The following is a 25,511-nucleotide window of genomic DNA, read 5'->3' as shown; positions in this document are numbered from 1 at the left end:
TTATGAACTTTGAATTGAAGGCCCTGGGGCTGTCCGAAGCTGCCACCGAGAAGTGCGACCTGCTCGTACTGCTGGTGGCTGAAGGTTTCGATGCCGGCAGCGATCCTCTGGCGGCCGTGGTGGCGCGTGCGCTCAAAGCCAAGGACTTCGAGGCCCAGCCTGGTAAGACCCTGGAGCTCTACCAATTGCCGGCCGTAGCGGCGCGGCGCGTGGTGCTGGCAGGTGTGGGCGGCGGCACGGCCAAGCAGGTGCACAAAGCCGTTGTGGCATGTGCCAGTGCGTTCAAGGGTGCCGGTGTGCAGGAGGCTGTTGTCTGCTTTGCTGGTGCAGCCCGGATCGATGCCGTGGCAGCAGCAGTGCAGGCCGTAGGCGAGGCTACGTATGTTTACACCGCCACCAAGCCCCAAGCCAAGGCGTTTGCCCTGGCGCGCGTGACGCTGGCTGTTGGCGACAAAAAGGCCGTGCAGGCGGCCCAGGCTGCCTTCGCACGCGGTAAGGCGCTAGCGGCCGGGGTAGGGCTGGCGCGTGAATGGGCCAACCGGCCGGCGAACCATGCTACCCCCACGCTGCTGGCGCAGGCGGCGCAGGCGCTTGCCGATCTGCCCAAGGTGCAGTGCAAAGTGCTTGGCCCCGCTGAGGTGGAAAAGCTGGGCATGGGTGCCTTCATGGCGGTGGCACGTGGCTCGCATGAGCCGCTGCGCTTCATTGAGCTGCGCTACCAGGGTGGCGCCAAGTCCGATGCACCCGTGGTCTTGGTGGGTAAGGGCATCACGTTTGACGCTGGCGGCATTTCACTCAAGCCGGCCGCTGAGATGGACGAGATGAAGTTCGACATGGGGGGCGCTGCCAGCGTGTTGGGCGTGTTCCGTGCCCTGGGTGAGCTCCAGCCCGCAATCAACGTGGTGGGGCTGATCCCGGCCTGCGAGAACTTGCCCGATGGCCGTGCGCTCAAGCCGAGCGACGTGGTGACCAGCCTGCATGGACAGACCATTGAAATTCTCAATACCGACGCCGAGGGACGCTTGGTGCTGTGCGACGCGCTGGCCTATGCAGCGCGCTTCAAGCCGGCTGCGCTGATTGACATCGCCACCCTGACCGGTGCATGCGTGATAGCGTTGGGCGGCGTGCGCAGCGGCTTGTTCGCCAATGATGAAGCCCTTGGCGCCGCTTTGTATGCAGCGGGCGAAGCGGCGCTTGACCCATGCTGGCGCATGCCACTGGACGATGACTATGCCGAAGGCCTCAAGAGCAGCTTCGCCGATGTAGCCAATGTCGCTGGCCGCGCAGCTGGTGCGGTGACCGCGGCGAAGTTTCTGCAGCGTTTCGTGGGTGACGTGCCATGGGCGCACCTGGATATCGCTGGTACTGCATGGAAGAGTGGTGCGGCCAAGGGGGGCACGGGCCGCCCGGTGTCCCTGCTGGTGCATTACCTGCTGGAGCGTGAGGGCAAAGTGGCCACTGCGACACCTGCAAAAAGCAGGCAGCGCAAGCCGGCAGCCAGCTAGTACACCCACCAATGCCTGAAGTCGCCTTTCACTTCAACGCGCCCGACAAGTTGGCCTATGCCTGCCGCTTTGCGCGCAAGGCGCTGCGCAGCGATGCGCGGCTGGTGATTGTCGGGCCGCCTGAAGTGCTCCAGCCGCTGGACGCGATGCTGTGGAACATGGCCCCCCATGACTTCGTGGCTCATGCACTGCAGGGCTGTGATGCCGAGCTATGGAGCGCCTCGCCGGTCGTGCTGGCGCAGGGCACGCAAGGTGCGCCACACCAGGACGTGCTGCTCAATCTAGGTGCCCAGGTGCCCGAGGGTTTCGAGGGCTTTGCACGGGTCGTGGAAGTGGTCAGCGCGCACGACGAAGCCGACAGGGGGATGGCGCGTCAGCGCTGGCGGCAGTACCAGGCCCAGGGACACGCTATCGTGCGCCACGACCTTGTTCTCAAAGATTCCTGAACACCATGGCACAGCCACCTCGGACTCCACCGCGTTTCGTTCCCACCCTGACCGAGGTGGTGGAAGGGGCGGTGGTCCCTTCTGCGTCGCCCGAGACAGCACATCGTGCGGCGGGTTCCGCATTCTTCGAGCGTACGCAGGTACCCGCCGTCGGCATGGATGCTCCTGTACAAGCTGTCGCCGCTTCGGTCATGTCTGCCGCGCCGGTTTGTCTGCCCTCCGTCTCTATGGCGCCTGGTGTAGAGCCTGGTTTACCGAAGGTGCAGGCGGGTCCGTCAGCGCAAGGGGCCGCCTTGCAACTGCCCGAGGCCTTTGAGGAGCACCTGGTGCACCGGGTGATGCAGCGCGTTGACGTGGAGCTCGACCTGCGCCTGCGTGAGGCTATCGCCACGGTGGTGCAGGAGCAGACACGATCCATGGTGCCGCGCCTGCGCGAGGAGGTGGAGTCTGTCGTGCGCCACGCTGTGTACGAAGCCGTGGCGCAGGAGCTTGAGGCGCCGCGCTGAGCGGCGGCCTAGCGCGTCAACGGCGCACCTGGAGCGCTCCGGGGTTGACGATGTTCGTTGGTGTGCCGCGAATGTAGTTGACCACGTTGTCGAAGGCCGAGCCGAAATACAGCTCGTAGCTGTCCTGCTCCACGTAGCCAATGTGCGGCGTGCAGATGCAGTTTTCCAGCCGTAGCAGGGCGTGGCCTTGCAGGATGGGCTCGCTTTCGAACACATCCACCGCCGCCATGCCCGGGCGGCCCCGGTTGAGGGCTGCGATCAGAGCGTCGGGCTCAATCAGCTCGGCGCGTGAGGTGTTGACCAGGAGCGCTGTGGGTTTCATCAGCGACAGATCCTGCAGCGTGACCATTCCCTGGGTTTCTTCCGAGAGACGCACGTGCAGCGAGAGCACGTCGCACTGGGCAAAAAAGTCCTCGCGCGTGCTGGCCACTTGGTAGCCATCGGTCAGGGCCTGGGCACGTGAAGCCTCTCGGCCCCAGACGCGCACATTCATGCCAAAGGCCCGCCCATACCCGGCCACGATCTGGCCGATGCGCCCATAGCCCCAGATACCGAGGGTTTTGCCGCGCAGCACGTTGCCCAAGCCGAAGTTAGGTGGCATGGAGGCCGCACGCATGCCAGCCTGCTGCCAGGCGCCATGCTTGAGATTGGCGATGTACTGCGGCAGGCGGCGCATGGCAGCCATGATCAGCGCCCAGGTCAACTCCGCCGGTGCAACGGGCGAGCCGACGCCCTCGGCCACTGCGATACCGCGTTCAGTGCAGGCGGCGACGTCGATGTGCGCTCCAATGCGCCCTGTTTGGGCGATTAGCTTGAGTCGTGGCAGCTTTTCGACGAGTTGCCGTGTGATATGGGTGCGTTCGCGGATCAGTACGATGATGTCAGCATCGCGCAGGCGCACCGCGAGTTGTCCGAGACCCTTCACCGTGTTCGTGTAGACCTTGGCAGCGTAGGCGTCGAGCCGGGATGCACAGTGCAGTTTCCGTACTGCATCTTGGTAGTCGTCAAGAATCACGATGTTCATCCCGCCATTGTGCCTCGGCGCTACGCCGTGGGCGTTGCAACAGCAGGTAAGTCAGTGGGGCATGCCGGGAATGGCCTCCGTGTTGTGGGCCGTGCGCAGTTCAACGCTGCTCGCGGCGCACCATGCGTTCGAGTTCGGCGCATACATCGGCCATGCGTCCGGAGATGACGAGGCGCCCCGCGCAGCCTGGCATGTTGCTGTCGAGTACGCGCACTACGCGCACGGTGCGTGCACCCTGGGTGGGGGCGCGCCAGGGCGGCAGGGTGGGAGCAGCGGCCGCCCGAATCGAGGACAAGGCAATCGACATGTGAAAACTCCAATCAGGAAAAAGGGGTGAACACAGGCAGGATTGCGAGGGGAGCGTGCCACCCAGGGTTGGCGGAGCCATGCCCGCCAAACGCCCGCCACCTGGATAGCGCGCGGCGTGGGGGCTACATCAGCATGGTGTTGCGGATCAGGCCGACGGCAAGTCCCTCGATCTCGAAGGGCTCGCCGGGCTGCACCGTGATCACGGGGTAGTCGGGGTTCTCCGGCAGCAGCTCAATACCTGCAGTTGTGCGGCGCAGGCGCTTGACCGTCACGTCGTCGCCGAGGCGGGCGACGATGATCTGGCCGTTGCGCGCCTCGCGTGTGGTTTGCACGGCCAGCAGGTCGCCGTCCATGATGCCGGCGTCGCGCATCGACATGCCGCGCACTTTGAGCAGGTAGTCGGGCTTGTGCTGGAACAGGCTGCCTTCCACGCAGTAGGTTTGGTCAACATGCTCTTGCGCCAGGATGGGCGAGCCTGCAGCCACGCGGCCTACCAGGGGCAGCACGAGCTGAGTGATGCCCGGAATCGGCAGGCTGAACTGGGTGCCGCGCGCGGCGTTGATGTTGCGCACGGTGTCACTGCACAGACGGATGCCGCGCGACGTACCGCTAACCAGCTCAATAACGCCCTTGCGGGCCAGCGCCTGCAGATGTTCCTCGGCGGCGTTGGCCGACTTGTAGCCCAGCTCGGCCGCGATCTCGGCCCGTGTCGGCGGGGCACCGGTGCGGGCGATGGCCGTCTGGATCAGATCCAGAATCTGTTGCTGGCGGGCGGTGAGCTTGGGGTGGTCAAACATGGCGGGTTCCCTTGCTGTACGATGAAATGGGATATGGATTTAAATCCAGTAACTGTATTTTTAACCAGTTTTTTAGGGGTGGCAAGTGCGGGCCAACAACATCGTGGTGCTGGGTACAGGCGGAACCATCGCGGGGACGGCCGCGCAGGCTGGCGACAACGTGGGCTACCAGGCGGCCCAGCTCAGCGTGCAGGCACTGCTCGACGCCGTGCCTGGCCTGGCGCAGGCGGCGTGTGGACCGCTGCAGGCCGAACAGGTGGCGCAAATCGACAGCAAGGACATGGACGTTGGCATATGGCGCGCGCTGGCGGCGCGCTGCGCCGTGCTGTTGGCGGATGCGCAGGTGCGTGGCATCGTCATCACCCACGGCACGGATACGCTGGAGGAAACTGCCTGGTTCCTGCACAGCGTGCTGGCCGCGTGCAAACCCGTGGTGCTGACCTGCGCCATGCGCCCCGCGACAGCACTGGCGCCGGACGGACCGCAAAACTTGCGCGATGCGGTGGTCGTGGCGGCGGAGCCGGGCTTGCAGGGCGTGCTGGTGGTGGCCGCCGGCACGGTACACGGTGCGCGCGAGGTCCAGAAGGTGCATCCGTACCGCGTGGACGCTTTCGACTCGGGTGATGCGGGGCCGTTGGGCTGGATCGAGGAGGGTGCCGTGCGCTGGGCAAGAAATATGCCTCCAGCCCTTTCCCAAAATGCGCTAGCAGCTATTGAAAACGTAGCGTTGGAGCGCGACTGGCCACGTGTGGACATTGTGTTCAGCCATGCCGGTGCGGATGGCGCCATCGTCGATGCTCTGGTCGCAAGCGGTACCCAGGGCATTGTGGTCGCGGCCACGGGCAATGGCACGCTACACCGTGCGCTGCAGGCCGCGCTCGCGCGTGCACAGGCGGCGGGCGTGTCCGTGCGTGTGGCCTCGCGCTGCCCGCTGGGCCGGGTGCTGCCGCGCTCGGACAGTCGATTTCCCGATGCCGGGGGCCTGAGCCCCGTGAAAGCGCGCGTGGCGCTGCAACTGGAGTTGCTGCAGCGACAGCCTTGAGGGTGGCAGAGGGGTTTTGGTAAATAACGCTCCTGGCCCTTTGCTGTAAAGTGCAAATAGCTATCAAATAGTGAGCGAAAGAGGCCTGCGTTGCTAATGGCGGACTGCCTTTACACCTGCCAGTTGGGCGCGCGTTTTCGTTTGCAGGGCGATCTTCTGGCCGCCAACCCGTCATAGCTTCGTCAGCTATGGTTTTTGCAGCAAATGCGCCAGCGCCACGGATAGCTGCGGGTAGCGCCAGGTGAACCCCGTTTCTTGCGTGCGGCGCGGCACCAGCCGCTGTCCGCCGAGCAGCAGCACCGACATCTCACCCAGTGCCAAGCGCAGGATCCAGGTCGGCGCGGGCAACACAGCGGGGCGATGCAGCGTGCGGGCCAGGGTTTGGGTGAAGTCGGCGTTGCGTACCACTTCAGGTGCGCAGGCGTTGTAGGGCCCGCTGCATGCGTCGTGCTGCAGCAGGTGGTCGATGAGGGCCACTTGGTCGTCCAGATGAATCCAGGGCATCCACTGCTGGCCACTACCCAGGCGCCCGCCCAAGCCCATCCGGAAGGGCGGCAACAGCCGCGCCAGCATGCCCCCTTTCGGAGCCAGCACCGGTGCGGTGCGCAGCAGCGCTACGCGCACGCCCCACTGGCGCGCGCGCTCGGCCTCTTGCTCCCAGGCCACGCACAGGCGGCTGCCGAAATCGGCGTTGCCCGGCGCGCTGTCTTCGGCCAGCCATTGCTCGCCTCCGTCGCCGTACCATCCCACCGCAGAGCCCGACAGCAGCACGCGCGGTGGCGTGGGTTGCCGGCCCATCCAGTCGACGAGGGTGCGTGTCAAATCGACACGGCTGCGCCACAGCAGGCTCCGCCGCGCTTCGGTCCAGGGGCGATCGGCAATTGGCGCGCCCGCAAGGTTGACCACGGCGTCCAGCGGCGCGCCTCCATCAAGCGCTTGCAGCTGTGCAATGCCTTGGGCGCCGCTACAGAGGGCGGGTACGTTCTGGGGATCGCGGCTCCAGACCCACAGTTCGTGGCCCTGGCTTTGCCAGTGCCGGCACAGAGCCTGGCCGATCAGGCCGGTGCCGCCGGTAAGCAGAATGCGCATGGGGTGTTCCTTTCTGAGGTTGCTACGTGGGCTACCAAGGCAAGCGCTGGCCGTCGTAGGCCCAGAAGCCGCCGCTGTCTTGAGGCTGCAGGCCATCGATGACCGCCAAGAGATCGTGCGCAGCGTCGCGGGCAGGTCGCCAGATCTTTGTACCGCGAAATGGGGCTGACAGGGCCGAATCCACCGTGCCTGGGTGCAGTGCTGCGACCACCGCCTGTGGGTGGGTGCGGGCCAGTTCGATGGCCGCGGTCTTTACCACCATGTTCAGCGCTGCCTTGGAGGCGCGGTAGCTGTACCAACCGCCCAGGTGGTTGTCGCCAATGCTCCCAACCTTGGCCGAAAGTACCGCGACCACGCTGCGCTCACCTTGCGCCAGTTGGGGGGCGAAGTGGGCCAACGCCAGGGCGGGCCCGATCGTGTTGACGGCGAAGCTGGCCGCCATGTGCTCGGCACGCAGTCCGGCCAGGCGCTTTTCAGGCATGCCGGTGGGACCGTGCAGCATGCCTGTGGCAACTAAAACCAGATTCCAAGGGCCGTGGGTGGCCAGTGAGTGCGCCGCCTCGTCAAGGGTGGCCGGCGCGTTGAAGTCCACCGCTGGCGTGCTGGAGCGCCCCAGCGCGAGCACCGTGGCACAGCGTGGGTCGTCGCGCAGCTGGGCGGCCAGGGCGCTGCCAAGGGCACCCGAGGCGCCCAGGACCAGCGCACGGTAGCCGGGAGGGAGCGATTGCATGGAAGGTCCTTTCGGAGGCATCGGCTAGAGGGTGGCGAGCCTGTCACGCAGCTGGTCGGCATGCGCGCGCAGGGCCTCGCGCTGCATCTCGGGCATCTTGTGTAGTTGGCGGTACACCAGCGTCAGGCGCGGGTTGCCTTGCAGGACCGGGGCGTGGCGTTCAAAGAAGTCCCAGTACAGGGCGTTGAAGGGGCAAGCGCGCGTGCCGGTCTTTTGCTTGGGGTCGTAGGCGCAGCCCTGACAGTAGTCGCCCATGCGCTGCAGGTAGGCGGCGCTGCTGACGTAGGGCTTGGTGGCAATCAGGCCGCCGTCCGCTCGCTGGCTCATGCCCAGGGTGTTGGGGAGCTCCACCCACTCGAAGGCGTCGATGTAGATGCCCAAGTACCAGCGGTGCAGCGCCTGCGGCTCCAGCCCGGAGAGCAGCGCGAAATTGCCGATCACCATGAGCCGCTGGATATGGTGGGCGTGCGCTGTTTGCAGCGATTGCGTGATGGCCAGGTGCAGGCAGCGCATGTGCGTGTCGCCACTCCAGAACCATTGCGGCAGCGGGGTGTGCTGATGGAGTGCGTTGCGCGACGCGTAGCCCGGCATGTGGGCCCAGTAGATGCCGCGCACATATTCGCGCCAGCCGACGATCTGGCGTACAAAGCCCTCGACGGCGGCCAGCGGCGCTTGACCGGCGCGCCAGGCCGCTTCGGCGCGCTGCACCACCTCCAGCGGGTGCAGCATCTTCACATTCAGTGCAAACGACAGCAGCGAATGGAACAGGCGCGGTGCCTGGGCAGCGAGCGCGTCCTCGTAGTCGCCAAAGTGCGGCAGCGCCGTGGCGATGAAGGCCTCCAGGCAGGCCAAGGCTTCGCTGCGGTTCAGTGGCCAGCGCAGGTCAGCCGCTTGCGGGTTGCCGAAGCTCTGCACGCCAGATCGCTGCACCGTGCGCCACAGCGCGCTGTGGTCGTGCTGCGGGCGCCAATCGGCGGGCTCGGGTGGGGTGCCGGGCCAGCGTTTGCGGTTGTCGTGGTCAAAGTTCCACTGCCCGCCTGCGGGCGCGCCGTTGGCGTCTAGCAGCAGCCTCCAGCGGCGGCGCATGTGCCGGTAGAAGTGCTCCATCAGCCATTGCTTGCGCTGGCCCATCAGCGCGGCCAGCTCACCGCGCGCGGTCAAAAAATGCTCGCTATCCACCACCGCCCACTCAAGTGCCTGGGCCGCGCCCCAAGCCTGTAGTTGGGCGTCCAGGCGCCATTCGTCGGGTTGCTGCCACTCGACCCGCCGGGCGCCGTAGTGCGCTGCCAGCGCGCTCAGGTTGTTGCCTATGGATTGGCGGTTGCTGGCATCGTCGAGCGCCACATAGCGCACACGGTGCCCTGCTGCGCGCAGCTGGCGCGCAAAGTCGCGCATGGCCGCAAAGATGACGAGGATTTTCTGCGCGTGGTGCAGAACGTAGTCCGTCTCTTGGCGCACTTCCATCAGCACATAGACCACCTGCCGATCCACCTGGGTGAACCAGCTGTGGCCGCGGTGCAACTGGTCGCCTAGCACCAGGCGCAGGGTGTGGACGGGAGCCGGTGTGGCGGTTGCGTTCATGCCGTGCTCTGTAGCCCTTGGGTCGGTGCCGTCGCTGGTGAGAGTTACGGCTCGTTTAACGGGATCAAGGCGCTGCTCGCCACGCAGGTCATTGCTCATGGCTGCTGTCCTTGGGATGGCACTGAGAGGCGGTGGCGGCGGCAGCGCTCGGAGCAGTACTTGACCTCCTGCCACACCTTGGCCCACTTCTTTCGCCAGACCATGGGGCGCTGGCAGCAAGCGCAGAGCTTTGTTGGGAGGTCGCCTTTTCGCCGTGCAGTCATGGTGCAATGCCTCGCTATATGGCGCAGTGCACGACGCGTTGGCCTTGCACTGCCGGCCCGCTCAAGGTGCGGGCACCGCAGCCGGCCGTGAAGGCGAGCAGCAAAGCACCCAAGAGTCCCGTGAACCAACGCAGCATGATCGTTCTCCGAAAAATAGTGAAATCAAGCAATGGGCGAGGGGATGGAGTTCAGACTTGCATGACGTCAATGGCAGCCTTCGCACGCTGGAGTTGGTGAGACCCGAGGGGTTACGGCCTAAAGATCAAGGCAGCGCTGCAATGGCGCTGGTGCTTTGCGGCTGTTGCGATTGCGCAGATTGGTGCCGCGCCGCGAGCCGTGCTTTTCCACAATTGCCGCTTTGGCCGCACGCACGGGCTCCTGGGCACGTAGGGCATGCACGCGCGCCTTGGCGGCTTTTGTGGCGCTGGCCAGATCGACCAGTGGCACCGCAATGTCCTGCCCCACGCGCACGCCGCAGCGCGCTTGCACGTCCGGTGGCATACGCCAGGGCTCGAACATCCAGGCATCCGGCACGCGCCGCAGCGCAGGCAGCCACCGGCGCACAAACACGCCGCGGGGGTCGTGGTCCTGCGCCTGCTTGACGGGGTTGTAGACGCGGGTGGTGTTGATGCCCGTGGTGCCGGCCTGCATTTGCATCTGGCTCCAATGGATGCCGGGTTCGTAGTCCAAAAACTGCTGTGCCAACCACAGCCCCACCGGGCGCCAATGCAGCCACAGTGGGTAAGCGGCCACCGAAACCAGCATGGCGCGCATGCGGAAGTTGACCCAGCCGGTCTCGCGCAGCATGGCCACGCATGCGTCCACCATGGGCCAGCCGGTTTGGCCTGTTTGCAGTGCGTTGAAGTGGGCGGGGGTCCAGGCGCCTTCGCGCAGGCCGTCGTAGCACCGGTGCAGGTTGCGCCACTCCAGCGCGGGCTCGGACTCAAGCTTCTGGATGAAATGGCAGTGCCAGTGCATGCGACTCATGAAGGCCGCCAAACCCTGGCGCAGGCGTGCTGCCTGGGGGGTGTTTTGCGACTGGAGCAGCACTTGCTGCCGCTGCGTGGCCTGCACCACTTCGCGCATGCCCAGGCTGCCCAGCGCCAGATAGGGCGAAAGGCGCGAGCAGGCCGTGGGCGCAGTCAGCGGCGACGAAATGCCACCCCGGTACCAAGCCCCACGCTCGTGCAGAAAATCATGCAGCACCTGCAGGCCCAGGGTGCGCCCGCCGCGCTGGCGCAGGGGCGGGTCGTGAGCGTCCCCCAGCCCCACCGCCTCGGGTGTCGGCCATGTGTCACGCCACGGCAAAGAAACCGGCTGCAGGCTGGCCGGCGCCGGCAGGCTGGGAGCCTGCATATGCGCCTGCCATAGGCGGTGCCAGTGCGCCCGTGAGGGCAGCCGGCGTACCACACCATGCTGCGGCCATTCCTGCCAGACCACGCCCTGCTGGCGGCACCAACGGGCCACGGCCCGGTCGCGGGCATAGGTGGCTCCGTTGCCGGTTTCCTCATGCGACACCAAGCGGGCAAAGGGTTGCAGCGCGTGCAGCCGGGCCAGAACCTCCGGGACTTCGCCCACGGCCAGCTCCAACCGTGCACCGCAGTCGCGCAGCTGTTGCGCCAAGTCGCGCAGGCTCTCGCGCAGGAATTGGTAGTGCTGCAGCGCACTGTCCGGCTGCGCCCACAGGCTGGGCTCCAGCACGTAAAGGCACAGCACCGGGCCATGGGCCGCCGCATGGGCCAGCGGCGCATGGTCATGTACCCGCAGGTCGCGCTTGAACCATACGACGGTGTAGTCCATGGCAATAGGCCGCTCAGGGTGCCAAGGCCAGACGCTCGTGCGTCACCCAGATGGGCGCAGAGGCGCTAAGCCAAGGGGCAGTGGAGGGCGGGTGGCCGCAGTGGCCTGCACGCAGGCGTGCGTTTGCCTGCACTGTGTAGGTCGCGGCCGCATCGCCCATGCCGTGCGCGGCGATGTGAGCCAGATACGCGCGCAGCATCAGAGAGATGAAAACCCTCCGAGGGGCGCGCAGATCGCGCGAACCCATGGTGCGTGGCAGATCGCTGGCCACCGCGCTGGTACAAGCATTTTTGCAAATTGTCCTGGACAAAATATTCCGGACTTGCTCTGCGCTATCACGACCCTCAGTGAAGGTGATGTCCAGAGGGATGGGCACATCGTAACCCCACCCCCGTACGCTGATGGCAGCGTGAGCCAGCCCGGTCTTGCTAGAAACAGGCAGCGTCAGGGCAATGGGATGCTTGAGGGTGTTCATTCGCGATAGGGCGTATGGCTTTATTGTCTAGGACAAAAAACTTCTTGTCCAGTACATTGCGATGTTTGAATAGCTCCGCCGCGCTGAGCGATCCATCACTGCAGAGCAAAACCGCGCCATGGGCCGTAGTCGTAAGCCGTCAGCAGGACGTACATCGCTGCGAACGGCGCTCCGTCATAGGGGGCTGATGCACTGGCTGCGCGAAGCGGGCGTAACAACTACCATGCCATCTCATGCTGACCCTTCACCACCTTGAAACCTCGCGCTCCCAGCGCATCCTGTGGCTGCTTGAAGAACTGGGCTTGCCTTACGAGATTTGCCTCTATCGGCGTGACCCTGCCACGCGGCTGGCGCCAGCGGCGCTCAAGAAGGTGCACCCGCTGGGTAAGTCGCCGGTCATCACTGACGGCGATGTGGTCGTCGCCGAGTCGGGCGCCATCATCGAGTACCTGGTTGAGCGCTACGGCGCCCAGGCCCCGGCGGAGCTGGCCCAACTGGAGCCTGCGCGCGGCACAGAGGCGCACCGCCAGTGCCGTTTTTGGATGCACTACGCAGAGGGCTCGCTGATGAACTGGCTGGTGATGCAGCTGGTGTTCGACACCATCCCGCGCCAGCCCATGCCCTTCCTCGTGCGCCCCATCGCCCGTACCCTGTGCGCCACGGTGCAGCGCAAGCTCATTGCCCCCAACGTGCAGACTGCCCTGGCGTTTATGGAGACGCACCTGGCCCAGCACCGCTGGTTTGCGGGCGAGCACCTGACCATGGCCGACTTCCAGATGAGCTTTGCGGTCGAAGCCGTGCTTGCGCGTGGCGCTGATGCTGCCGCTTGGCCCCACCTGGCTGCCTACCGCCAACGCATTCAGGCCCGCCCCGCTTACCGGCGTGCGCTAGAAAAAGGTGGGCCGGTCGTGATGCAAGCCTGACGGCCGCCCTGGTTCGCCCCGACCGCCAAGAGCCACCTGCCAAGGCCCCGGGCACGCTGCTTCGGATGTGCGAGGCGGCCACAAAACCTTGCCACGGCGCCCGCATGGCTTGCGGTGCGCGCATGGATTGCGGGCACGATGGAAAGAGACCATGAATACGTTCTACACCGCCCCATACGGCGCAAAACGGCTCTGGTTCTCATCCACTTCCAACCCCCTCCCGATGTACGGAAACGCCCGCTGCGGGCAGGCGTCGCGTTCGCACACCTTGCAGCCCATGCCGATGGGGGTGGCGGCTCCGGGGTCGTTCAGGTCCAGGCCCTTGGCGTAGACCAGGCGCGGGGCGTGGCGGATGTCGCAGCCCAGGCCCACTGAGAAGGTCTTGCGCGGTGCGCCGTAGCCGCGCCGGCCGCCGCTCACGGTGCGCGCGATCCACAGGTATTTACGCCCGTCGGGCATGCTGGCGAGCTGGCGTAGCACCCGCTCGGGCTGGCCGAAGGCTTCGTACACGTTCCACAGCGGGCAGGTGCCGCCCGTGCGGCTGAAATGGAAGTGCGTGGCCGACTGGCGCTTGCTGATGTTGCCCGCGCGGTCTACGCGGATGAAGAAGAACGGCACGCCGGGCGCCCCCAGGCGCTGCAGGGTGCTCAGGCGGTGGCACACGGTCTCGAAGCCCACGCCGAAGCGCTGCTCCAGCAGGTCGATGTCGTAGCGCAGGGCCTCGGCCGCTTCCAGGAACTCGCCGTAGGGCAGCAGCAGCGCCCCGGCGAAGTAGTTGGCCAAGCCCACGCGGGCGAGCTTGCGCGAAGCGGGGTCGTGCGTGAAGGGCGGGGCGTCGGTGAGCTGGTCGATGGTGTCGGCCACCTCCAGCAGCGCCAGCTGCGTGGCCAGTTGAAAAGCCTGCTGCGCGGGCTCCAGCGTGGCTGCCAGCTGCAGGGTGCGCTGGCCGGGGTCGAAGCGGCGCTTGCTGCCCTCGGCGGCTTCCGTGCCCGGGCCGTCGCTGGTCAACACCACGCGCACGCCGTGGCGCTGCTGCAGGCGCTGCGCCAGCCATTCGCCCAGGCGCCCGCCGTGCACGCGCGGGGCGTCTTGTGCCAGCGCTTCTGCGGCGCGGTCTACTGCGTCAAAGTGGTTTTGGTGCGCGAAGAAGAAATCGCGCACCACCTCGAACGGCATCGCCCGCGCGGGGGCCATGCTGCCCACGAGGTCGGAGCGGCCGTCGCCCAGGTGCAGCGCCAGGGTCTCCAGGCGCTCCTGCGCCTCCAGCGCGCGCCGGTGCAGGGCAATGACGGCGCGGCCCAGCGCCGGCATCTGCGCTGCCACCTCCTGCAGCTCGGGCACGGCCACGGGTTCTGCAGCATCGGCCAGGGCTTCGCGCAGGCCGGCGATCAGGCGCGCTTCTTCGTCTTCGGAGAACTGCTGGATATCCACGCCCAGCGCGCGGTGCAGCTTGAGCAGCACCTGCACGGTGAGCGGGCGCTGGTTTTGCTCGATCTGGTTCAGGTAACTGGGCGAAAGGCCCAGGGCTTGCGCCAGCGCGATTTGCGACAGGCCGCGCTCGGCGCGCAGCTTGCGCAGCTTGACGCCCATGAAGGTCTTTTTCATGCAGCGCTCCCTTGGGTTGGGATGGTGGTGGTATTCGCAAGATTCGCAATTCGCGTGGTTTTGTTTCGCAAGATTTCGCCTTTTCAGCCCTGTTCCTGGGGCTCTATTCTGCGTAAATTGCGAAGCATGACAACACCCCCAGGAACCGTAGAGACGCGCGAACTGGTGCTGCCGGTGCGGGCCAACCACCACGGCACCTTGTTTGCCGGGCAGGGCCTGCAGCTGATGGCGCAAGCGGCTTTTCTGGCCGCGCGCGGCCTGGTGCAGCGTGAGGTGGTGATGGCCGGTGTGACGGGCGTGGATTTCCTCGCACCCGTGCCGGTCGGCAGCCAGCTCACCCTGCGCGGCTGGGTCAGCCGCGTGGGCCGCAGCTCCATGACCGTGTGCGTGACGGGGCTGGCCGACCAGCCGGGCGTGCCGCCCGAGGAGGTGTTGAAAGGGGTGTTCGAGATGGTGGCGGTAGATGCCGCCGGCCGTCCCGTCGCCATCGCATGTTCTTACCGCAACCAGGAGACACTCCCATGAGCACCGCAACCGTTGACGCCGTGGCCGCACCGGCCCAGCCCGCCGCCTCCAAGCCCGTGAAGAAATCCGTCGCCCTCTCGGGCGTTACGGCGGGCAACACCGCCCTGTGTACCGTGGGCCGCACGGGCAATGACCTGCACTACCGCGGCTACGACATCCTCGACATTGCCGAGGTGTGCGAGTTCGAGGAAATCGCCCACCTGCTGGTGCACGGCAAGCTGCCCACGCGCGCCGAACTCAAGGCCTACAAGGCCAAGCTCAAGGCCCTGCGCGGCCTGCCCGGCAGCGTGAAAGCGGCGCTGGAGCAACTGCCCGCCGCCAGCCACCCGATGGATGTGATGCGCACCGGCGTTTCGGCGCTGGGCTGCGCGCTGCCCGAGAAGGACGACCACAACCTGCCCGGCGCGCGCGACATTGCCGACCGCCTGATGGCCAGCCTGGGCAGCATGCTGCTGTACTGGTACCACTTCAGCAATTCGGGCCGCCGCATCGAGGTGGAGACGGAGGACGACTCGATTGGCGGCCACTTTTTGCACCTGCTGCATGGCGAAAAGCCGCCCGCGCACTGGGTGCGTGCCATGCACACCTCGCTCAACCTGTACGCCGAGCACGAATTCAACGCCAGCACCTTCACCGCGCGCGTCATCGCCGGCACGGGCAGCGACATGTATTCGAGCATCTCGGGCGCGATTGGCGCGCTGCGCGGCCCCAAGCATGGCGGCGCCAACGAGGTGGCCTTTGAAATTCAAAAGCGCTACGACACCCCAGCCGAAGCCGAGGCCGACATACGCCGCCGCGTGGAGGCCAAGGAGGTGGTGATTGGCTTTGGCCACCCGGTCTACACCGTGAGCGACCCGCGCAACGTCATCATCAAGGGCGTGGCCAAGCGCCTGTCGGATGCGGCAGGCAGCACCAAGATGTACGACATTGCCGAGCGGCTGGAGCAGGTGATGTGGGAGGTGAAAAACATGTTCCCCAACCTCGACTGGTTCAGCGCCGTGAGCTACCACATGATGCAGGTGCCCACCGCCATGTTCACGCCGCTGTTCGTCATCGCCCGCACCAGCGGATGGGCCGCGCACGTGATCGAGCAGCGCCAGGACAACAAAATCATCCGCCCCAGCGCCAACTACACCGGCCCGCAAGACCAGCAGTTTGTGCCGATCGAAGAGCGCCGTTGAAGAAAAAACCATAGCTGCTTGCGCTTGATGGGTAAGGTTTTCAGCCTGTTTTCATTCTGAAAGTACCGCCCAGAAAGCGCAAGCAGCTCATAAAAAAAGAGCAAACCTGCCCGCCCCCATGATGAACACCGCCCACCGCAAACCCCTGCCCGGCACCGCCCTGGATTACTTTGACGCCCAAGCCGCCGTCGAGGCGCTGCAGCCCGGCGCCTGGGCCACCTTGCCCTACACCGCGCGCGTACACGCCGAAAACCTGGTGCGCCGCGCCGAGCCTGCGCAGCTGCCTGCGTACCTGCGCCAGCTCATCGAGCGCAAAAGCGACCTTGACTTTCCGTGGTACCCGGTGCGCGTGGTCTGCCACGACATCCTGGGCCAGACCGCGCTGGTAGATCTGGCCGGGCTGCGCGACGCGATTGCCAAAGAAGGCGGCGATCCAGCCGCCGTCAACCCGGTGGTGCCGGTGCAGCTCATCGTGGATCATTCGCTGGCTGTGGAGTGCGGCGGTTTTGAGCCTGACGCCTTTGCCAAAAACCGCGCCATTGAAGAGCGCCGCAACGAAGACCGCTTTCACTTCATCGAGTGGACAAAAAAAGCCTTTGCCAATGTGGATGTGATCCCGGCGGGCAACGGCATCATGCACCAGATCAATCTGGAAAAAATGTCGCCCGTGGTCTATGTGCAAGATGGCGTGGCTTTCCCCGACACTTGCGTGGGCACCGACAGCCACACGCCCCACGTTGACGCGCTGGGCGTGATTGCCGTGGGCGTGGGCGGGCTTGAAGCTGAGAACGTGATGCTGGGCCGCGCCTCGTGGATGCGCCTGCCCACCATCGTGGGCGTGCAGCTCACGGGCCAGCGCCAAAGTGGCATCACCGCCACCGACATTGCATTGGCGCTGACGGAGTTTTTGCGCCAGGAAAAAGTGGTGGGCGCGTATGTGGAGTTTTTTGGCGAAGGTGCCAGCAGCCTGTCGATTGGCGACCGCGCCACCATCTCGAACATGTGCCCCGAATACGGCGCCACCGCGGCGCTGTTTTACATCGACCAACAAACCATCGACTACCTGCGCCTGACCGACCGCAGCCCCGAACAGGTGCGCCTGGTGCAAACCTACGCCCAGACCGCCGGGCTGTGGGCCGACACGCTGCGCGAGGTGCAGTACGAGCGCACGTTGACGTTTGACCTTGCTAGCGTGGTGCGCAACATGGCCGGGCCATCGAACCCGCACCGGCGCCTGCCCACCAGTGCGCTGGTGGCGCGTGGCATTGCCGGCGCCGTGAAGCTGCAAATGGCGCGCGACGACGAGGCCGAGGGCCGGCTGCCCGATGGCGCCGTCATCATTGCTGCCATCACCAGCTGCACCAACACCAGCAACCCGCGCAACGTGATTGCCGCCGCGCTGCTGGCGCGCAACGCCCGCCGCCGGGGGCTGGTGCGCAAGCCGTGGGTGAAAACGTCGCTCGCGCCCGGCTCCAAAGCCGTGGAGCTGTATTTGAAGGAAGCGGGCCTGTTGCAAGACCTGGAGGCACTGGGCTTTGGCATCGTCGCCTTTGCCTGCACCACCTGCAACGGCATGAGCGGCGCGCTCGACCCCAAGATCCAGCAGGAGATCATCGACCGCGACCTGTACGCCACGGCCGTGCTCTCGGGCAACCGCAACTTCGACGGGCGCATCCACCCGTATGCCAAGCAGGCGTTCCTGGCATCGCCGCCGCTGGTGGTGGCCTATGCCATCGCGGGAACGGTGCGCTTTGACATCGAGCAGGATGTGTTCGCGGTCGTCGATGGCAAGGAAATCCGCCTGAAAGACATCTGGCCCAGCGACGAAGAAATTGACGCCATCGTGGCCCATGCCGTCAAGCCCGAACAGTTCCGCGCCGTGTACGAACCCATGTTCGCCATCCGCCAGGACGATGGTGCCAAGGCGCCGCCGCAGTACGACTGGCGCGCCCAGTCCACCTACATTCGCCGCCCGCCGTACTGGGACACCGAAGGCGTGGGCGCTTTGGCCGCGCACCCGCGCACGCTGAAAAATATGCGCCCGCTGGCCCTCTTGGGCGACAACATCACCACCGACCACCTGTCGCCCTCCAACGCCATCTTGGCCGACAGCGCGGCGGGCGAATACCTAGCGAAGATGGGCCTGCCCGAGGAGGACTTCAACTCCTACGCCACGCACCGCGGCGACCACCTCACCGCCATGCGCGCCACCTTTGCCAACCCGCAGCTGGTCAACGAGATGGCCGTGGTCGATGGCCAGGTGCAAAAGGGCTCGCTGGCGCGCATTGAGCCCGAGGGCCAGGTGGTGCGCATGTGGGAAGCGATTGAGGCCTACCTGAACCGGCGCCAGCCGCTGATCATCATTGCCGGGGCCGACTACGGCCAAGGGTCGAGTCGCGACTGGGCCGCCAAGGGCGTGCGCCTGGCGGGTGTGGAAACCGTGGTGGCCGAGGGCTTTGAGCGCATCCACCGCACCAACCTGATTGGCATGGGTGTGCTGCCGCTGGAGTTTGCGCCCGGTGTGAACCGCCGCACGCTCGGGCTCGATGGCACCGAAACCTACGATGTGCAAGGCGCGCTGCAGCCGCGTGCCGAACTGACGCTGCGCATTCACCGGCGCAGTGGCGAAACGCTGCAGGTGCCCGTGACCTGCCGCCTGGACACGGCCGAGGAAGTCTCGGTGTACGAAGCGGGCGGCGTGCTGCAGCGCTTTGCCCAGGACTTTTTGGCATCGAATCGGGCTTAAACCCTTACCAGACAAGCGCAAGCAGCTATCAAAATGGATATGACCCAGCACCTTCCGCCCCTGCGCATTGCCGCCACCTATATGCGCGGCGGCACCAGCAAGGGCGTGTTTTTTCGCCTGCAAGACCTGCCCGAAGCCGCGCAGCAGCCCGGCCCGGCGCGCGACAAGCTGCTGCAGCGCGTCATCGGCAGCCCCGACCCCTACGGCGCGCACATTGACGGCATGGGCGGCGCCACGTCCAGCACCAGCAAGTGCGTCATCCTCTCGAAAAGCACGCGCCCCGGGCACGATGTGGACTACCTCTACGGCCAGGTGTCCATCGACCAGGACTTTGTCGACTGGAGCGGCAACTGCGGCAACCTCTCCACCGCCGCCGGGGCTTTTGCCATTCACGCGGGTTTGGTGGATGCCAGCCGCATCCCCGCCAACGGCACCTGTGCTGTGCGCATCTGGCAGGCCAACATCGGCAAGACCATCATTGCCCACGTGCCGGTGACGGGCGGGCAGGTACAGGAAACCGGCGACTTCGCGCTGGATGGCGTGACTTTTCCGGCGGCGGAAATCGTGCTGGAGTTCATCGACCCGTCGGACGATGGCGAGGAGGGCGGTGCCATGTTCCCGACCGGCAACCTGGTCGATACGTTGGAGGTGCCCGGCGTGGGCAGCTTGCCGGCCACGCTGATCAACGCGGGCATTCCCACCGTGTTCATCAACGCGGCCGATCTTGGCTACCAGGGCACGGAGCTGCGCGAGGACATCAACGGCGACGCGGCGCAGCTGGCGCGCTTTGAGCGAATCCGCGTTGCCGGCGCGCTGCGCATGGGCCTGATCCAAACGCCCGAGCAAGCGGCGACGCGCCAGCACACGCCCAAAATCGCTTTCGTCAGCCCGCCCAAGGACTACACCGCGTCCAGCGGCAAAGCCATCGCGGCGGCAGAGGTGGACTTGCTGGTGCGCGCCCTGTCCATGGGCAAGCTGCACCACGCCATGATGGGCACCTGCGCCGTGGCCATTGGCACGGCGGCGGCCATTCCTGGCACGCTGGTCAGCCAGGCCGCCGGGGGCGCACGTCCGGTGGTGCGCTTTGGCCACCCCTCGGGCCTGCTGCGCGTGGGCGCCGAGGCCCGGCAGGTCAACGGCCAGTGGACGGTGACCAAGGCCGTGATGAGCCGCAGCGCCCGCATCCTGATGGAAGGCTGGGTGCGCGTGCCAGGCTAAGGCGCACGGCATCCTGCCCCATCAAAACTCCTTTTTTCATAGCTTCTTGCGCTTGCCAGGCAAGGGCCAGAGGCACTTTTGACCCATCTTTTCACATGTCCACTCGCCAACAACTCAAGCAACTCGTCGAGGCCCGCAACGGCCTGCTCGTGCCCGGCGCCTTCAACGCGCTCTCGGCCAAAGTGGTGGCCGACCTGGGCTTTCAGGCCATTTACGTCACCGGCGCGGGCGTGACGAACATGTGGTTTGGCATGCCCGACCAAGGCTTTATGGGCCTGCACGAAATCGCCGAGCACACCGCGCGCATCCGCGACGCGGTGGAAGTGCCGCTGATCGTTGATGCCGACACCGGCTTTGGCAACGCGCTCAACGTCATCCACACCGTGCGCACGCTGGAGCGCGCCGGGGCCGACTGCATCCAGCTCGAAGACCAGGTGGCGCCCAAGCGCTGCGGGCATTTCAACGGCAAAGAGGTCATCAGCACCGAAGAAGCCGTGGACAAGATCAAAGCCGCCGTGGACGCGCGGCGCGACGGTGATTTGCTCATCATGGCGCGCACCGACGCCGCCGCCACCCACGGTTTCGAGGCCGCCGTGGAGCGCGCGCAGCGGTTTGCCGAGGCGGGTGCGGACATTTTGTTCGTTGAAGCCGTGACCGAAGCCGAGCAGGTGCGCGCGCTGCCCCAGCGCCTGCCCACGCCCCAGCTAATGAACATGGTGATTGGCGGCAAGACCCCGATCTTCAACGCCGACCAGCTCGGCGCGCTGGGCTACGGCATCGTGCTGTACGCCAACGCCGCGCTGCAAGGCGCGGTGATGGGCATGCAAAAAACGCTGACCACGCTGCGCGACGCCAAAGAGGTGCGCGAAGACAGCGGCCTGGTCACGCCGTTTGCTGAGCGCCAGCGGCTGGTGGGCAAGGGCGAGTGGGATACCTTGGAAAAACGCTACGCCTGATGGGCGTTGCCAACCCTGCGGAAAGGGCGCGGTGCCAGCCCGTGCGCTGAACGGCGCTGCGTCAGGCGGGTAAGGGCTGGCGGGCCTGCGCGATAAAGGCCTGCAGGTAGTCAGTGGCCCGGTCCGCCTCGCGCACGCCCAGGTAGATGTGCTTGGCAATACCACGCGGCCCCAGCCGCACGGGCACCACATCCATCTTGCTGGTGTACTCCTGCACCAGCCAGCGCGGCAGTGCGGCCACGCCCCGGCCGCTGGCCACCATCTGCACCATGATGTCCGTGGTTTCGATGGTTTTGTGGCGCTTGGGCAGCACGCCGGCAGGCAGCAGAAACTGGGTGTAGATATCCAGCCGGTCCGTGGCCACCGGGTAGGTGATGAGCACCTCTTGCGCCAACTGACGGGGATGGACGCACGGGGTACCCGCCAGCGCGTGGCCGCGCGCCACCACCAGCACCTGCTCGTAATCAAACACCGGTTCAAAGTGCAGGCCCGGCTTGAATACCGGGTCGGGGGTGACCAGCAGGTCGATCTCGTAGCCGTACAAGGCGCCCATGCCGCCGAACTGGAATTTCTGTTTCACGTCCACGTCCACGTCGGGCCAAGCAGCGAGGTAGGGCGACACCACCTTGAGCAGCCACTGGTAGCACGGGTGGCACTCCATGCCGATGCGCAGGGTGCCACGCTCACCCTGGGCGAACTGGCGCAGGCGTTCCTCGGCCAGGTCGAGCTGCGGCAGCACGCGGCCGGCCACCGCCAAAAGGTACTGGCCGGCCTGCGTCAGGCGCAGGCTGCGGCCCTCGCGCAGCCAGATGGCCGTGCCCAGCTGCTGCTCCAGCTTCTTCATGCTGTGGCTCAGGGCCGACTGGGTCACGCACAGCTTGTCGGCAGCCGCCGTGAGCGAGCCTTGCTTCTCGACCTCCTGCAGCACGGCGAGATGGATGCGTTCCAGCATGACGTATGAACAAAAGTAATTGATTGTTGAAATAAGACCATTTTACTTCATCGAAAGCAGTGCCTACCATGCGCCCGATTCCTTCGTTTCCCTCCCTTCACTGCTTTGCTCAACACCGACATGACGACAATCCATAACCTCGGCTTTCCCCGCATCGGCGCCCGCCGCGAACTGAAATTCGCGCTGGAGTCCTACTGGAAGGGCGCCTCCTCGCGCGACGAACTCACGGCCCTGGGCGCCCAGTTGCGCCAGCGGCACTGGCAGGACCAGGCGGGCCTGGACCTCGTGCCCGTGGGCGATTTTTCGTTCTACGACCAAGTGCTGGACATGAGCTTCTTGCTCGGCAACCTGCCCGAGCGTGTCCAGGGCTTTCACGGCGACGTGCTGGACAACTACTTCCGCGTGGCACGTGGCCGCTCGGCCCAGGGCACCGAGGATCACAGCGCCTGCTGCGGCGGCGTGGCGGCGGGCGAGATGACCAAGTGGTTCGACACCAACTACCACTACATCGTCCCCGAGTTCAACGCCGCCACCCCGTTCAAGCTCGACGCCGCACGCTTGCTGGCGCAGCTGGCCGAGGCCCAGGCCCAGGGCGTGAAGGCCAAGCCGGTCATCATCGGCCCGGTCACCTACCTCGCCATCGGCAAGGCCAAGGACGGCTCGAACAAGCTGGCGCTGCTGGAGCGCCTGTTGCCGGTCTACGCCGAACTGCTCGACACCCTGGCCGGGCAGGGCGTGGAGTGGGTGCAGATCGACGAACCCATCCTGGTGACGGAGCTGGATGCCGATTGGCAGCACGCCTTCAACACGGCGTATCACCAGCTCAAAGCGTGCCGCGTCAAGCTGCTGCTGGCGACTTACTTTGGGCAGCTGCAAGAAAACGCTTACCTGGCTGCCAACCTACCGGTGGCAGGCCTGCACGTGGATGCCATCAACGACCGGGAGGGCGTGCAGCCGCTGATCAACCTGCTGCCCACGCACAAGGTGCTGTCGCTGGGCGTTATCAATGGCCGCAATATCTGGAAGACCGACCTGAACGCCACCCTCGACTGGCTGGAGCCGCTGGCAGAGCGCCTGGGTGAGCGGCTGTGGATCGCCCCATCGTGCTCGCTGCTGCACGTGCCGGTGGACCTGGCCAGCGAGAAGAAGCTCGACCCCGAGGTCAAGTCCTGGCTCGCCTTCGCGCTGCAAAAACTCGACGAACTGCGCGTGCTCGGCAAGGCGCTGCGTGACGGGCGCGACGCGGTCAAGGCCGAGCTGGCCGCCAATGCCGCCGCGCTGGCCGCGCGCCGCGCCTCGCCGCGCGTGCACAACCCAGCGGTGCAGGCGGCGGTGGCGCGTAGCGCTGCCGGCCTGGGCCGGCGCGAGAGTGCCTACGCCCAGCGCGCGGCCAAGCAAGCGGCGCTCCTGAAGCTGCCCGCCTATCCCACCACGACCATTGGCTCCTTCCCGCAGACGGCCGAAATCCGCCATGCGCGCAGCGAATTCAAGGCCGGTCGCCTGGACTACCCCGGCTACCAGGCGGCGATGCGTGCCGAAATCGCGCGCTGCGTGCGCGAGCAGGAAGCGCTGGGGCTGGACGTGCTGGTGCACGGTGAGGCCGAGCGCAACGACATGGTCGAATACTTCGGCGAGCAGCTCGACGGCTATGCGTTCAGCCAGTTCGGCTGGGTGCAGTCCTATGGCTCGCGCTGCGTGAAGCCGCCGATCCTGTTCGGTGACATTAGCCGTCCTCAACCGATGACGGTGGAATGGATCACCTACGCACAATCGCTCACGGCTAAGCCCGTGAAGGGCATGCTCACCGGCCCGGTGACCCTTCTCAACTGGTCTTTTGTGCGTGACGACCAGCCGCGCTCGGCGTCGTGCAAACAATTGGCGCTGGCCATCCGCGAGGAAGTGCTGGACCTGGAAAGGGCCGGTGTGCACGTCATTCAGATCGACGAGGCCGCGCTGCGCGAGGGCCTGCCGCTGCGCAAGGCGCAATGGCCCGAGTACCTGGACTGGGCCGTGGAGAGTTTCCGCATCACCGCCAATGGCGTGCGCGACGAGACGCAAATCCACACCCATATGTGCTACTCGGAGTTCAACGACATCATCGCGTCGATCGCCGGGATGGATGCAGACGTGATCACCATCGAGACCTCGCGCTCTGACATGGAGCTGCTCGACGCCTTCGATAGCTTTCAGTACCCCAACGAGATCGGCCCCGGCGTGTACGACATCCATTCGCCCAACATCCCGACGCAGGAGCGCATCGTGCAGCTCATGCAGAAGGCGGCCGAGCGCATACCTGCTGCACGCCTGTGGATCAACCCAGACTGTGGCCTCAAGACGCGCCAGTGGGCGGAGGTGATTCCTGCGTTGAGCGAGATGGTCGCCGCAGCCAAGACGCTGCGCGCCTGCATGGCCTGATTCCGCGCGATGCTGCTTCGGCAGGTTTCGGCATATCGATGTCGGGGTGGTGCGCCGCACCTATAATGCAACCCTACTGCGGGTGTAGTTCAATGGTAGAACGGCAGCTTCCCAAGCTTCATACGAGGGTTCGATTCCCTTCACCCGCTCCAAATTTGCCTTCCGCAGCCTCTCAAAACCCGCATGTTCCGTATGGAGTGCGGGTTTTTTCTTGTCTCACACCGTTCTAAGGTGCGGCATCACATACCCGCCAAACTGGCGGCATTCTTTGACGCTATCCCGTACGGCGCTGCTATGGCGCTCAATGACCGAACCCCGCAAGCGCTCAAGCCGCAATATCATTCAACGCCCCATCTGGTCTGCCGCGCAGGAATGCAAGGCTCGGAAAGACCGGGCAGGTCAAGCCAGTACGGCGCTTCTCCTTCACTCAACTTTTTTCACTATGCCTTTTCTTCGCCTTTCCAGCGCTCCCATCGTGGGTGCTATGTTGACTTTGGCAGCCAGTGCCCATGCGCAGGACAGCGCCTGGCAGCCCTTTGTGTCAGTCAGCCCGGTGCACCAGGGCTACAGCGATATTGATGATGGCGGGCGCTTCAAAGTCAGCGGCGCGATTGTGCGCGGCGGGGCGTTTTACGCCATGGGGGCCGGTAGCCGTGTGGGGGTCACGCTGAACTATGACCAGTACGACTATTCCTTCGACAACGCAGGCGCCTTTGGCACGCAGGCGCCGTGGGGTACGGTGCGTCGCTACGGCATTTCGGTACCAGTGTCGTGGGCCGTGTCGGATGGCTGGAGCATGAGCGTGGCGCCTTCGGTCGACTGGTTTGGCGAAAAAGGCGCCAGCAGCAGCGATTCCCGCGTGTGGGGCGCCATGCTCTCGGGTGTCAAACAGTTCGAGGGCGGCAATCGCCTGGGTGTTGGCGTTGGTGTGTACAGGCAAATTGAAAAAACCAGCGCCTTTCCCTTTGTGGTGGTGGACTGGCGCTTGAACGAGCGCTGGCGCCTGGTCAACCCGCTGCCCAGCGGCCCGACTGGCCCGGCAGGCCTGGAATTGGACTACCGCTTGGATGGTGGCTGGACGCTAGGGGGCGGATTCTCGTACCGCAGCGTGCGTTTTCGCTTGGCCGACCGTCCGCTGGCACGCGGCGGGGTGGGTGAGGAAACCGGTGTACCGCTGTTTTTGCGGGTAACGCGCCAATTCAGTCCCCAGATGGCCCTGCATGTGTATGGCGGTGCTGTCGTGGGAGGCAAGCTGCGCCTGGAAAATGCCTCAGGCGACTTGGTGGAGAAGCAAAGCTTCAAAGCGGCGCCGCTGCTGGGCGTTTCGCTGGTGGGGCGTTTTTAAGTCCCAGGAGCGCCAGCCCTGCTGCAGTGCACGCGGTCGGCGCCTGCTTGTTGGGCCTGGGGCCTGGCCACATCGGCG

The 25,511-nt window shown here is 65.6% G+C and carries 23 protein-coding genes and 1 tRNA gene; 13 read left to right on the top strand and 11 right to left on the bottom strand.

The window, feature by feature from the left end:
• The first annotated feature begins 2 nt into the window (after positions 1-2).
• The 3 genes from BN2503_RS02525 (at position 3) to BN2503_RS20810 (ending at position 2,457) form a co-directional block, all read left to right on the top strand.
• A complete protein-coding gene (locus BN2503_RS02525; protein WP_054255068.1) occupies positions 3-1,505 on the top strand; it encodes a leucyl aminopeptidase in 1,503 nt (500 codons plus the stop codon).
• Between the two features lie 11 nt (positions 1,506-1,516).
• Complete coding sequence (locus tag BN2503_RS02520; RefSeq protein ID WP_054255067.1) at positions 1,517-1,951, top strand: DNA polymerase III subunit chi; 435 nt, start codon at positions 1,517-1,519, stop codon at positions 1,949-1,951.
• 293 nt (positions 1,952-2,244) lie between these two features.
• Positions 2,245-2,457: a hypothetical protein gene (locus BN2503_RS20810; protein WP_233494990.1), complete on the top strand. Its 213-nt coding sequence runs from the start codon at positions 2,245-2,247 to the stop codon at positions 2,455-2,457.
• Between the two features lie 16 nt (positions 2,458-2,473).
• On the opposite strand, the gene BN2503_RS02510 is transcribed toward BN2503_RS20810, so the two are convergent.
• From BN2503_RS02510 to lexA, 3 genes are all read right to left on the bottom strand, one after another.
• Entirely contained in the window at positions 2,474-3,481 is a 1,008-nt protein-coding gene (locus BN2503_RS02510; protein WP_054255065.1) for a D-2-hydroxyacid dehydrogenase family protein, read from the bottom strand.
• Between the two features lie 100 nt (positions 3,482-3,581).
• Positions 3,582-3,788 (bottom strand): hypothetical protein, encoded by a 207-nt coding sequence (locus tag BN2503_RS02505; RefSeq protein WP_054255064.1) that lies wholly within the window; start codon positions 3,786-3,788, stop codon positions 3,582-3,584.
• A gap of 124 nt (positions 3,789-3,912) precedes the next feature.
• Entirely contained in the window at positions 3,913-4,587 is a 675-nt protein-coding gene (gene lexA, locus BN2503_RS02500) for a transcriptional repressor LexA (protein WP_054255063.1), read from the bottom strand.
• Positions 4,588-4,672: 85 nt separating this feature from the next.
• Between lexA and BN2503_RS02495 the strand changes: the two genes are divergently transcribed.
• Entirely contained in the window at positions 4,673-5,629 is a 957-nt protein-coding gene (locus BN2503_RS02495) for an asparaginase (RefSeq protein WP_054255062.1), read from the top strand.
• 186 nt (positions 5,630-5,815) lie between these two features.
• On the opposite strand, the gene BN2503_RS02490 is transcribed toward BN2503_RS02495, so the two are convergent.
• The 6 genes from BN2503_RS02490 to BN2503_RS19905 all read right to left on the bottom strand — a co-directional run bounded on the left by BN2503_RS02490 (position 5,816) and on the right by BN2503_RS19905 (position 11,567).
• Positions 5,816-6,718, bottom strand: coding sequence for a TIGR01777 family oxidoreductase (locus BN2503_RS02490; RefSeq protein WP_054255061.1), 903 nt, complete (start codon positions 6,716-6,718; stop codon positions 5,816-5,818).
• A 31-nt stretch (positions 6,719-6,749) separates the two neighbouring features.
• Positions 6,750-7,448, bottom strand: a complete 699-nt coding sequence (locus BN2503_RS02485; RefSeq protein ID WP_054255060.1) for an SDR family NAD(P)-dependent oxidoreductase — start codon at positions 7,446-7,448, stop codon at positions 6,750-6,752.
• A gap of 24 nt (positions 7,449-7,472) precedes the next feature.
• Complete coding sequence (locus BN2503_RS02480; RefSeq protein ID WP_054255059.1) at positions 7,473-9,029, bottom strand: cryptochrome/photolyase family protein; 1,557 nt, start codon at positions 9,027-9,029, stop codon at positions 7,473-7,475.
• 95 nt (positions 9,030-9,124) lie between these two features.
• Positions 9,125-9,292 (bottom strand): DUF2256 domain-containing protein, encoded by a 168-nt coding sequence (locus BN2503_RS19230; protein WP_074930143.1) that lies wholly within the window; start codon positions 9,290-9,292, stop codon positions 9,125-9,127.
• Positions 9,293-9,547: 255 nt separating this feature from the next.
• Positions 9,548-11,092: a cryptochrome/deoxyribodipyrimidine photo-lyase family protein gene (locus BN2503_RS02475; RefSeq protein ID WP_054255058.1), complete on the bottom strand. Its 1,545-nt coding sequence runs from the start codon at positions 11,090-11,092 to the stop codon at positions 9,548-9,550.
• Positions 11,093-11,105: 13 nt separating this feature from the next.
• Positions 11,106-11,567, bottom strand: coding sequence for a hypothetical protein (locus tag BN2503_RS19905; RefSeq protein WP_139235374.1), 462 nt, complete (start codon positions 11,565-11,567; stop codon positions 11,106-11,108).
• 233 nt (positions 11,568-11,800) lie between these two features.
• Between BN2503_RS19905 and BN2503_RS02465 the strand changes: the two genes are divergently transcribed.
• Positions 11,801-12,490, top strand: a complete 690-nt coding sequence (locus tag BN2503_RS02465; RefSeq protein ID WP_054255056.1) for a glutathione S-transferase family protein — start codon at positions 11,801-11,803, stop codon at positions 12,488-12,490.
• 162 nt (positions 12,491-12,652) lie between these two features.
• Here BN2503_RS02465 and BN2503_RS02460 read toward each other — a convergent pair whose 3' ends face one another.
• On the bottom strand, positions 12,653-14,095 hold the full coding sequence (locus BN2503_RS02460; protein ID WP_054255055.1) for a short-chain fatty acyl-CoA regulator family protein: 1,443 nt from the start codon (positions 14,093-14,095) through the stop codon (positions 12,653-12,655).
• A gap of 126 nt (positions 14,096-14,221) precedes the next feature.
• Here BN2503_RS02460 and BN2503_RS02455 point away from each other — a divergent pair, with 126 nt between their 5' ends.
• The 5 genes from BN2503_RS02455 to BN2503_RS02435 all read left to right on the top strand — a co-directional run bounded on the left by BN2503_RS02455 (position 14,222) and on the right by BN2503_RS02435 (position 20,721).
• Complete coding sequence (locus tag BN2503_RS02455) at positions 14,222-14,620, top strand: acyl-CoA thioesterase (RefSeq protein WP_054255054.1); 399 nt, start codon at positions 14,222-14,224, stop codon at positions 14,618-14,620.
• Positions 14,617-15,801 carry a bifunctional 2-methylcitrate synthase/citrate synthase gene (gene prpC, locus BN2503_RS02450; RefSeq protein WP_054255053.1) on the top strand — a complete coding sequence of 395 codons (1,185 nt, stop codon included), beginning with the start codon at positions 14,617-14,619 and terminating at the stop codon, positions 15,799-15,801. Before BN2503_RS02455 ends, prpC begins: the two co-directional genes overlap by 4 nt.
• Positions 15,802-15,922: 121 nt before the next feature.
• Entirely contained in the window at positions 15,923-18,547 is a 2,625-nt protein-coding gene (gene acnD, locus BN2503_RS02445; protein WP_054255108.1) for a Fe/S-dependent 2-methylisocitrate dehydratase AcnD, read from the top strand.
• A gap of 33 nt (positions 18,548-18,580) precedes the next feature.
• The gene (gene prpF, locus BN2503_RS02440; RefSeq protein WP_082366474.1) at positions 18,581-19,765 is read left to right on the top strand and encodes a 2-methylaconitate cis-trans isomerase PrpF; all 1,185 of its coding nucleotides are present in this window, start codon (positions 18,581-18,583) and stop codon (positions 19,763-19,765) included.
• Between the two features lie 95 nt (positions 19,766-19,860).
• Positions 19,861-20,721, top strand: a complete 861-nt coding sequence (locus BN2503_RS02435) for an isocitrate lyase/PEP mutase family protein (RefSeq protein WP_054255051.1) — start codon at positions 19,861-19,863, stop codon at positions 20,719-20,721.
• A 61-nt stretch (positions 20,722-20,782) separates the two neighbouring features.
• Here the strand turns inward: BN2503_RS02435 and BN2503_RS02430 are convergent, their stop codons facing one another.
• Positions 20,783-21,673, bottom strand: coding sequence for a LysR family transcriptional regulator (locus BN2503_RS02430; RefSeq protein WP_054255050.1), 891 nt, complete (start codon positions 21,671-21,673; stop codon positions 20,783-20,785).
• A 120-nt stretch (positions 21,674-21,793) separates the two neighbouring features.
• Here BN2503_RS02430 and metE point away from each other — a divergent pair, with 120 nt between their 5' ends.
• From metE to BN2503_RS02415, 3 genes are all read left to right on the top strand, one after another.
• The gene (gene metE / locus BN2503_RS02425) at positions 21,794-24,088 is read left to right on the top strand and encodes a 5-methyltetrahydropteroyltriglutamate--homocysteine S-methyltransferase (protein WP_054255107.1); all 2,295 of its coding nucleotides are present in this window, start codon (positions 21,794-21,796) and stop codon (positions 24,086-24,088) included.
• Between the two features lie 78 nt (positions 24,089-24,166).
• Positions 24,167-24,240: transfer RNA gene (locus BN2503_RS02420), tRNA-Gly, on the top strand.
• 332 nt (positions 24,241-24,572) lie between these two features.
• Positions 24,573-25,433: a TonB-dependent receptor gene (locus BN2503_RS02415; RefSeq protein WP_054255049.1), complete on the top strand. Its 861-nt coding sequence runs from the start codon at positions 24,573-24,575 to the stop codon at positions 25,431-25,433.
• Positions 25,434-25,511: the final 78 nt, after the last annotated feature.

This window comes from Paenacidovorax caeni, from assembly GCF_001298675.1.
GTDB classification, from domain to species: domain Bacteria; phylum Pseudomonadota; class Gammaproteobacteria; order Burkholderiales; family Burkholderiaceae_C; genus Paenacidovorax; species Paenacidovorax caeni.
Note: the sequence above shows the minus strand (reverse complement) of the source record. Positions and strands in the feature narration are given on the sequence as shown.

Coding starts and splice junctions, on each gene's coding strand:
- BN2503_RS02485 (WP_054255060.1), bottom strand. CDS start 7,448: ATGCAATCGCTCCCTCCCGGCTACCGTGCGCTGGTCCTGGGCGCCTCG.
- BN2503_RS02490 (WP_054255061.1), bottom strand. CDS start 6,718: ATGCGCATTCTGCTTACCGGCGGCACCGGCCTGATCGGCCAGGCTCTG.
- prpC (WP_054255053.1), top strand. CDS start 14,617: ATGAGCACCGCAACCGTTGACGCCGTGGCCGCACCGGCCCAGCCCGCC.
- BN2503_RS02525 (WP_054255068.1), top strand. CDS start 3: ATGAACTTTGAATTGAAGGCCCTGGGGCTGTCCGAAGCTGCCACCGAG.
- BN2503_RS02510 (WP_054255065.1), bottom strand. CDS start 3,481: ATGAACATCGTGATTCTTGACGACTACCAAGATGCAGTACGGAAACTG.
- BN2503_RS19230 (WP_074930143.1), bottom strand. CDS start 9,292: ATGACTGCACGGCGAAAAGGCGACCTCCCAACAAAGCTCTGCGCTTGC.
- BN2503_RS02455 (WP_054255054.1), top strand. CDS start 14,222: ATGACAACACCCCCAGGAACCGTAGAGACGCGCGAACTGGTGCTGCCG.
- BN2503_RS02475 (WP_054255058.1), bottom strand. CDS start 11,092: ATGGACTACACCGTCGTATGGTTCAAGCGCGACCTGCGGGTACATGAC.
- BN2503_RS02430 (WP_054255050.1), bottom strand. CDS start 21,673: ATGCTGGAACGCATCCATCTCGCCGTGCTGCAGGAGGTCGAGAAGCAA.
- BN2503_RS19905 (WP_139235374.1), bottom strand. CDS start 11,567: ATGAACACCCTCAAGCATCCCATTGCCCTGACGCTGCCTGTTTCTAGC.
- BN2503_RS02480 (WP_054255059.1), bottom strand. CDS start 9,029: ATGAACGCAACCGCCACACCGGCTCCCGTCCACACCCTGCGCCTGGTG.
- BN2503_RS02505 (WP_054255064.1), bottom strand. CDS start 3,788: ATGTCGATTGCCTTGTCCTCGATTCGGGCGGCCGCTGCTCCCACCCTG.
- acnD (WP_054255108.1), top strand. CDS start 15,923: ATGAACACCGCCCACCGCAAACCCCTGCCCGGCACCGCCCTGGATTAC.
- BN2503_RS02435 (WP_054255051.1), top strand. CDS start 19,861: ATGTCCACTCGCCAACAACTCAAGCAACTCGTCGAGGCCCGCAACGGC.
- lexA (WP_054255063.1), bottom strand. CDS start 4,587: ATGTTTGACCACCCCAAGCTCACCGCCCGCCAGCAACAGATTCTGGAT.
- metE (WP_054255107.1), top strand. CDS start 21,794: ATGACGACAATCCATAACCTCGGCTTTCCCCGCATCGGCGCCCGCCGC.
- BN2503_RS02415 (WP_054255049.1), top strand. CDS start 24,573: ATGTTGACTTTGGCAGCCAGTGCCCATGCGCAGGACAGCGCCTGGCAG.
- BN2503_RS02460 (WP_054255055.1), bottom strand. CDS start 14,095: ATGAAAAAGACCTTCATGGGCGTCAAGCTGCGCAAGCTGCGCGCCGAG.
- BN2503_RS02520 (WP_054255067.1), top strand. CDS start 1,517: ATGCCTGAAGTCGCCTTTCACTTCAACGCGCCCGACAAGTTGGCCTAT.
- BN2503_RS02465 (WP_054255056.1), top strand. CDS start 11,801: ATGCTGACCCTTCACCACCTTGAAACCTCGCGCTCCCAGCGCATCCTG.
- prpF (WP_082366474.1), top strand. CDS start 18,581: ATGGATATGACCCAGCACCTTCCGCCCCTGCGCATTGCCGCCACCTAT.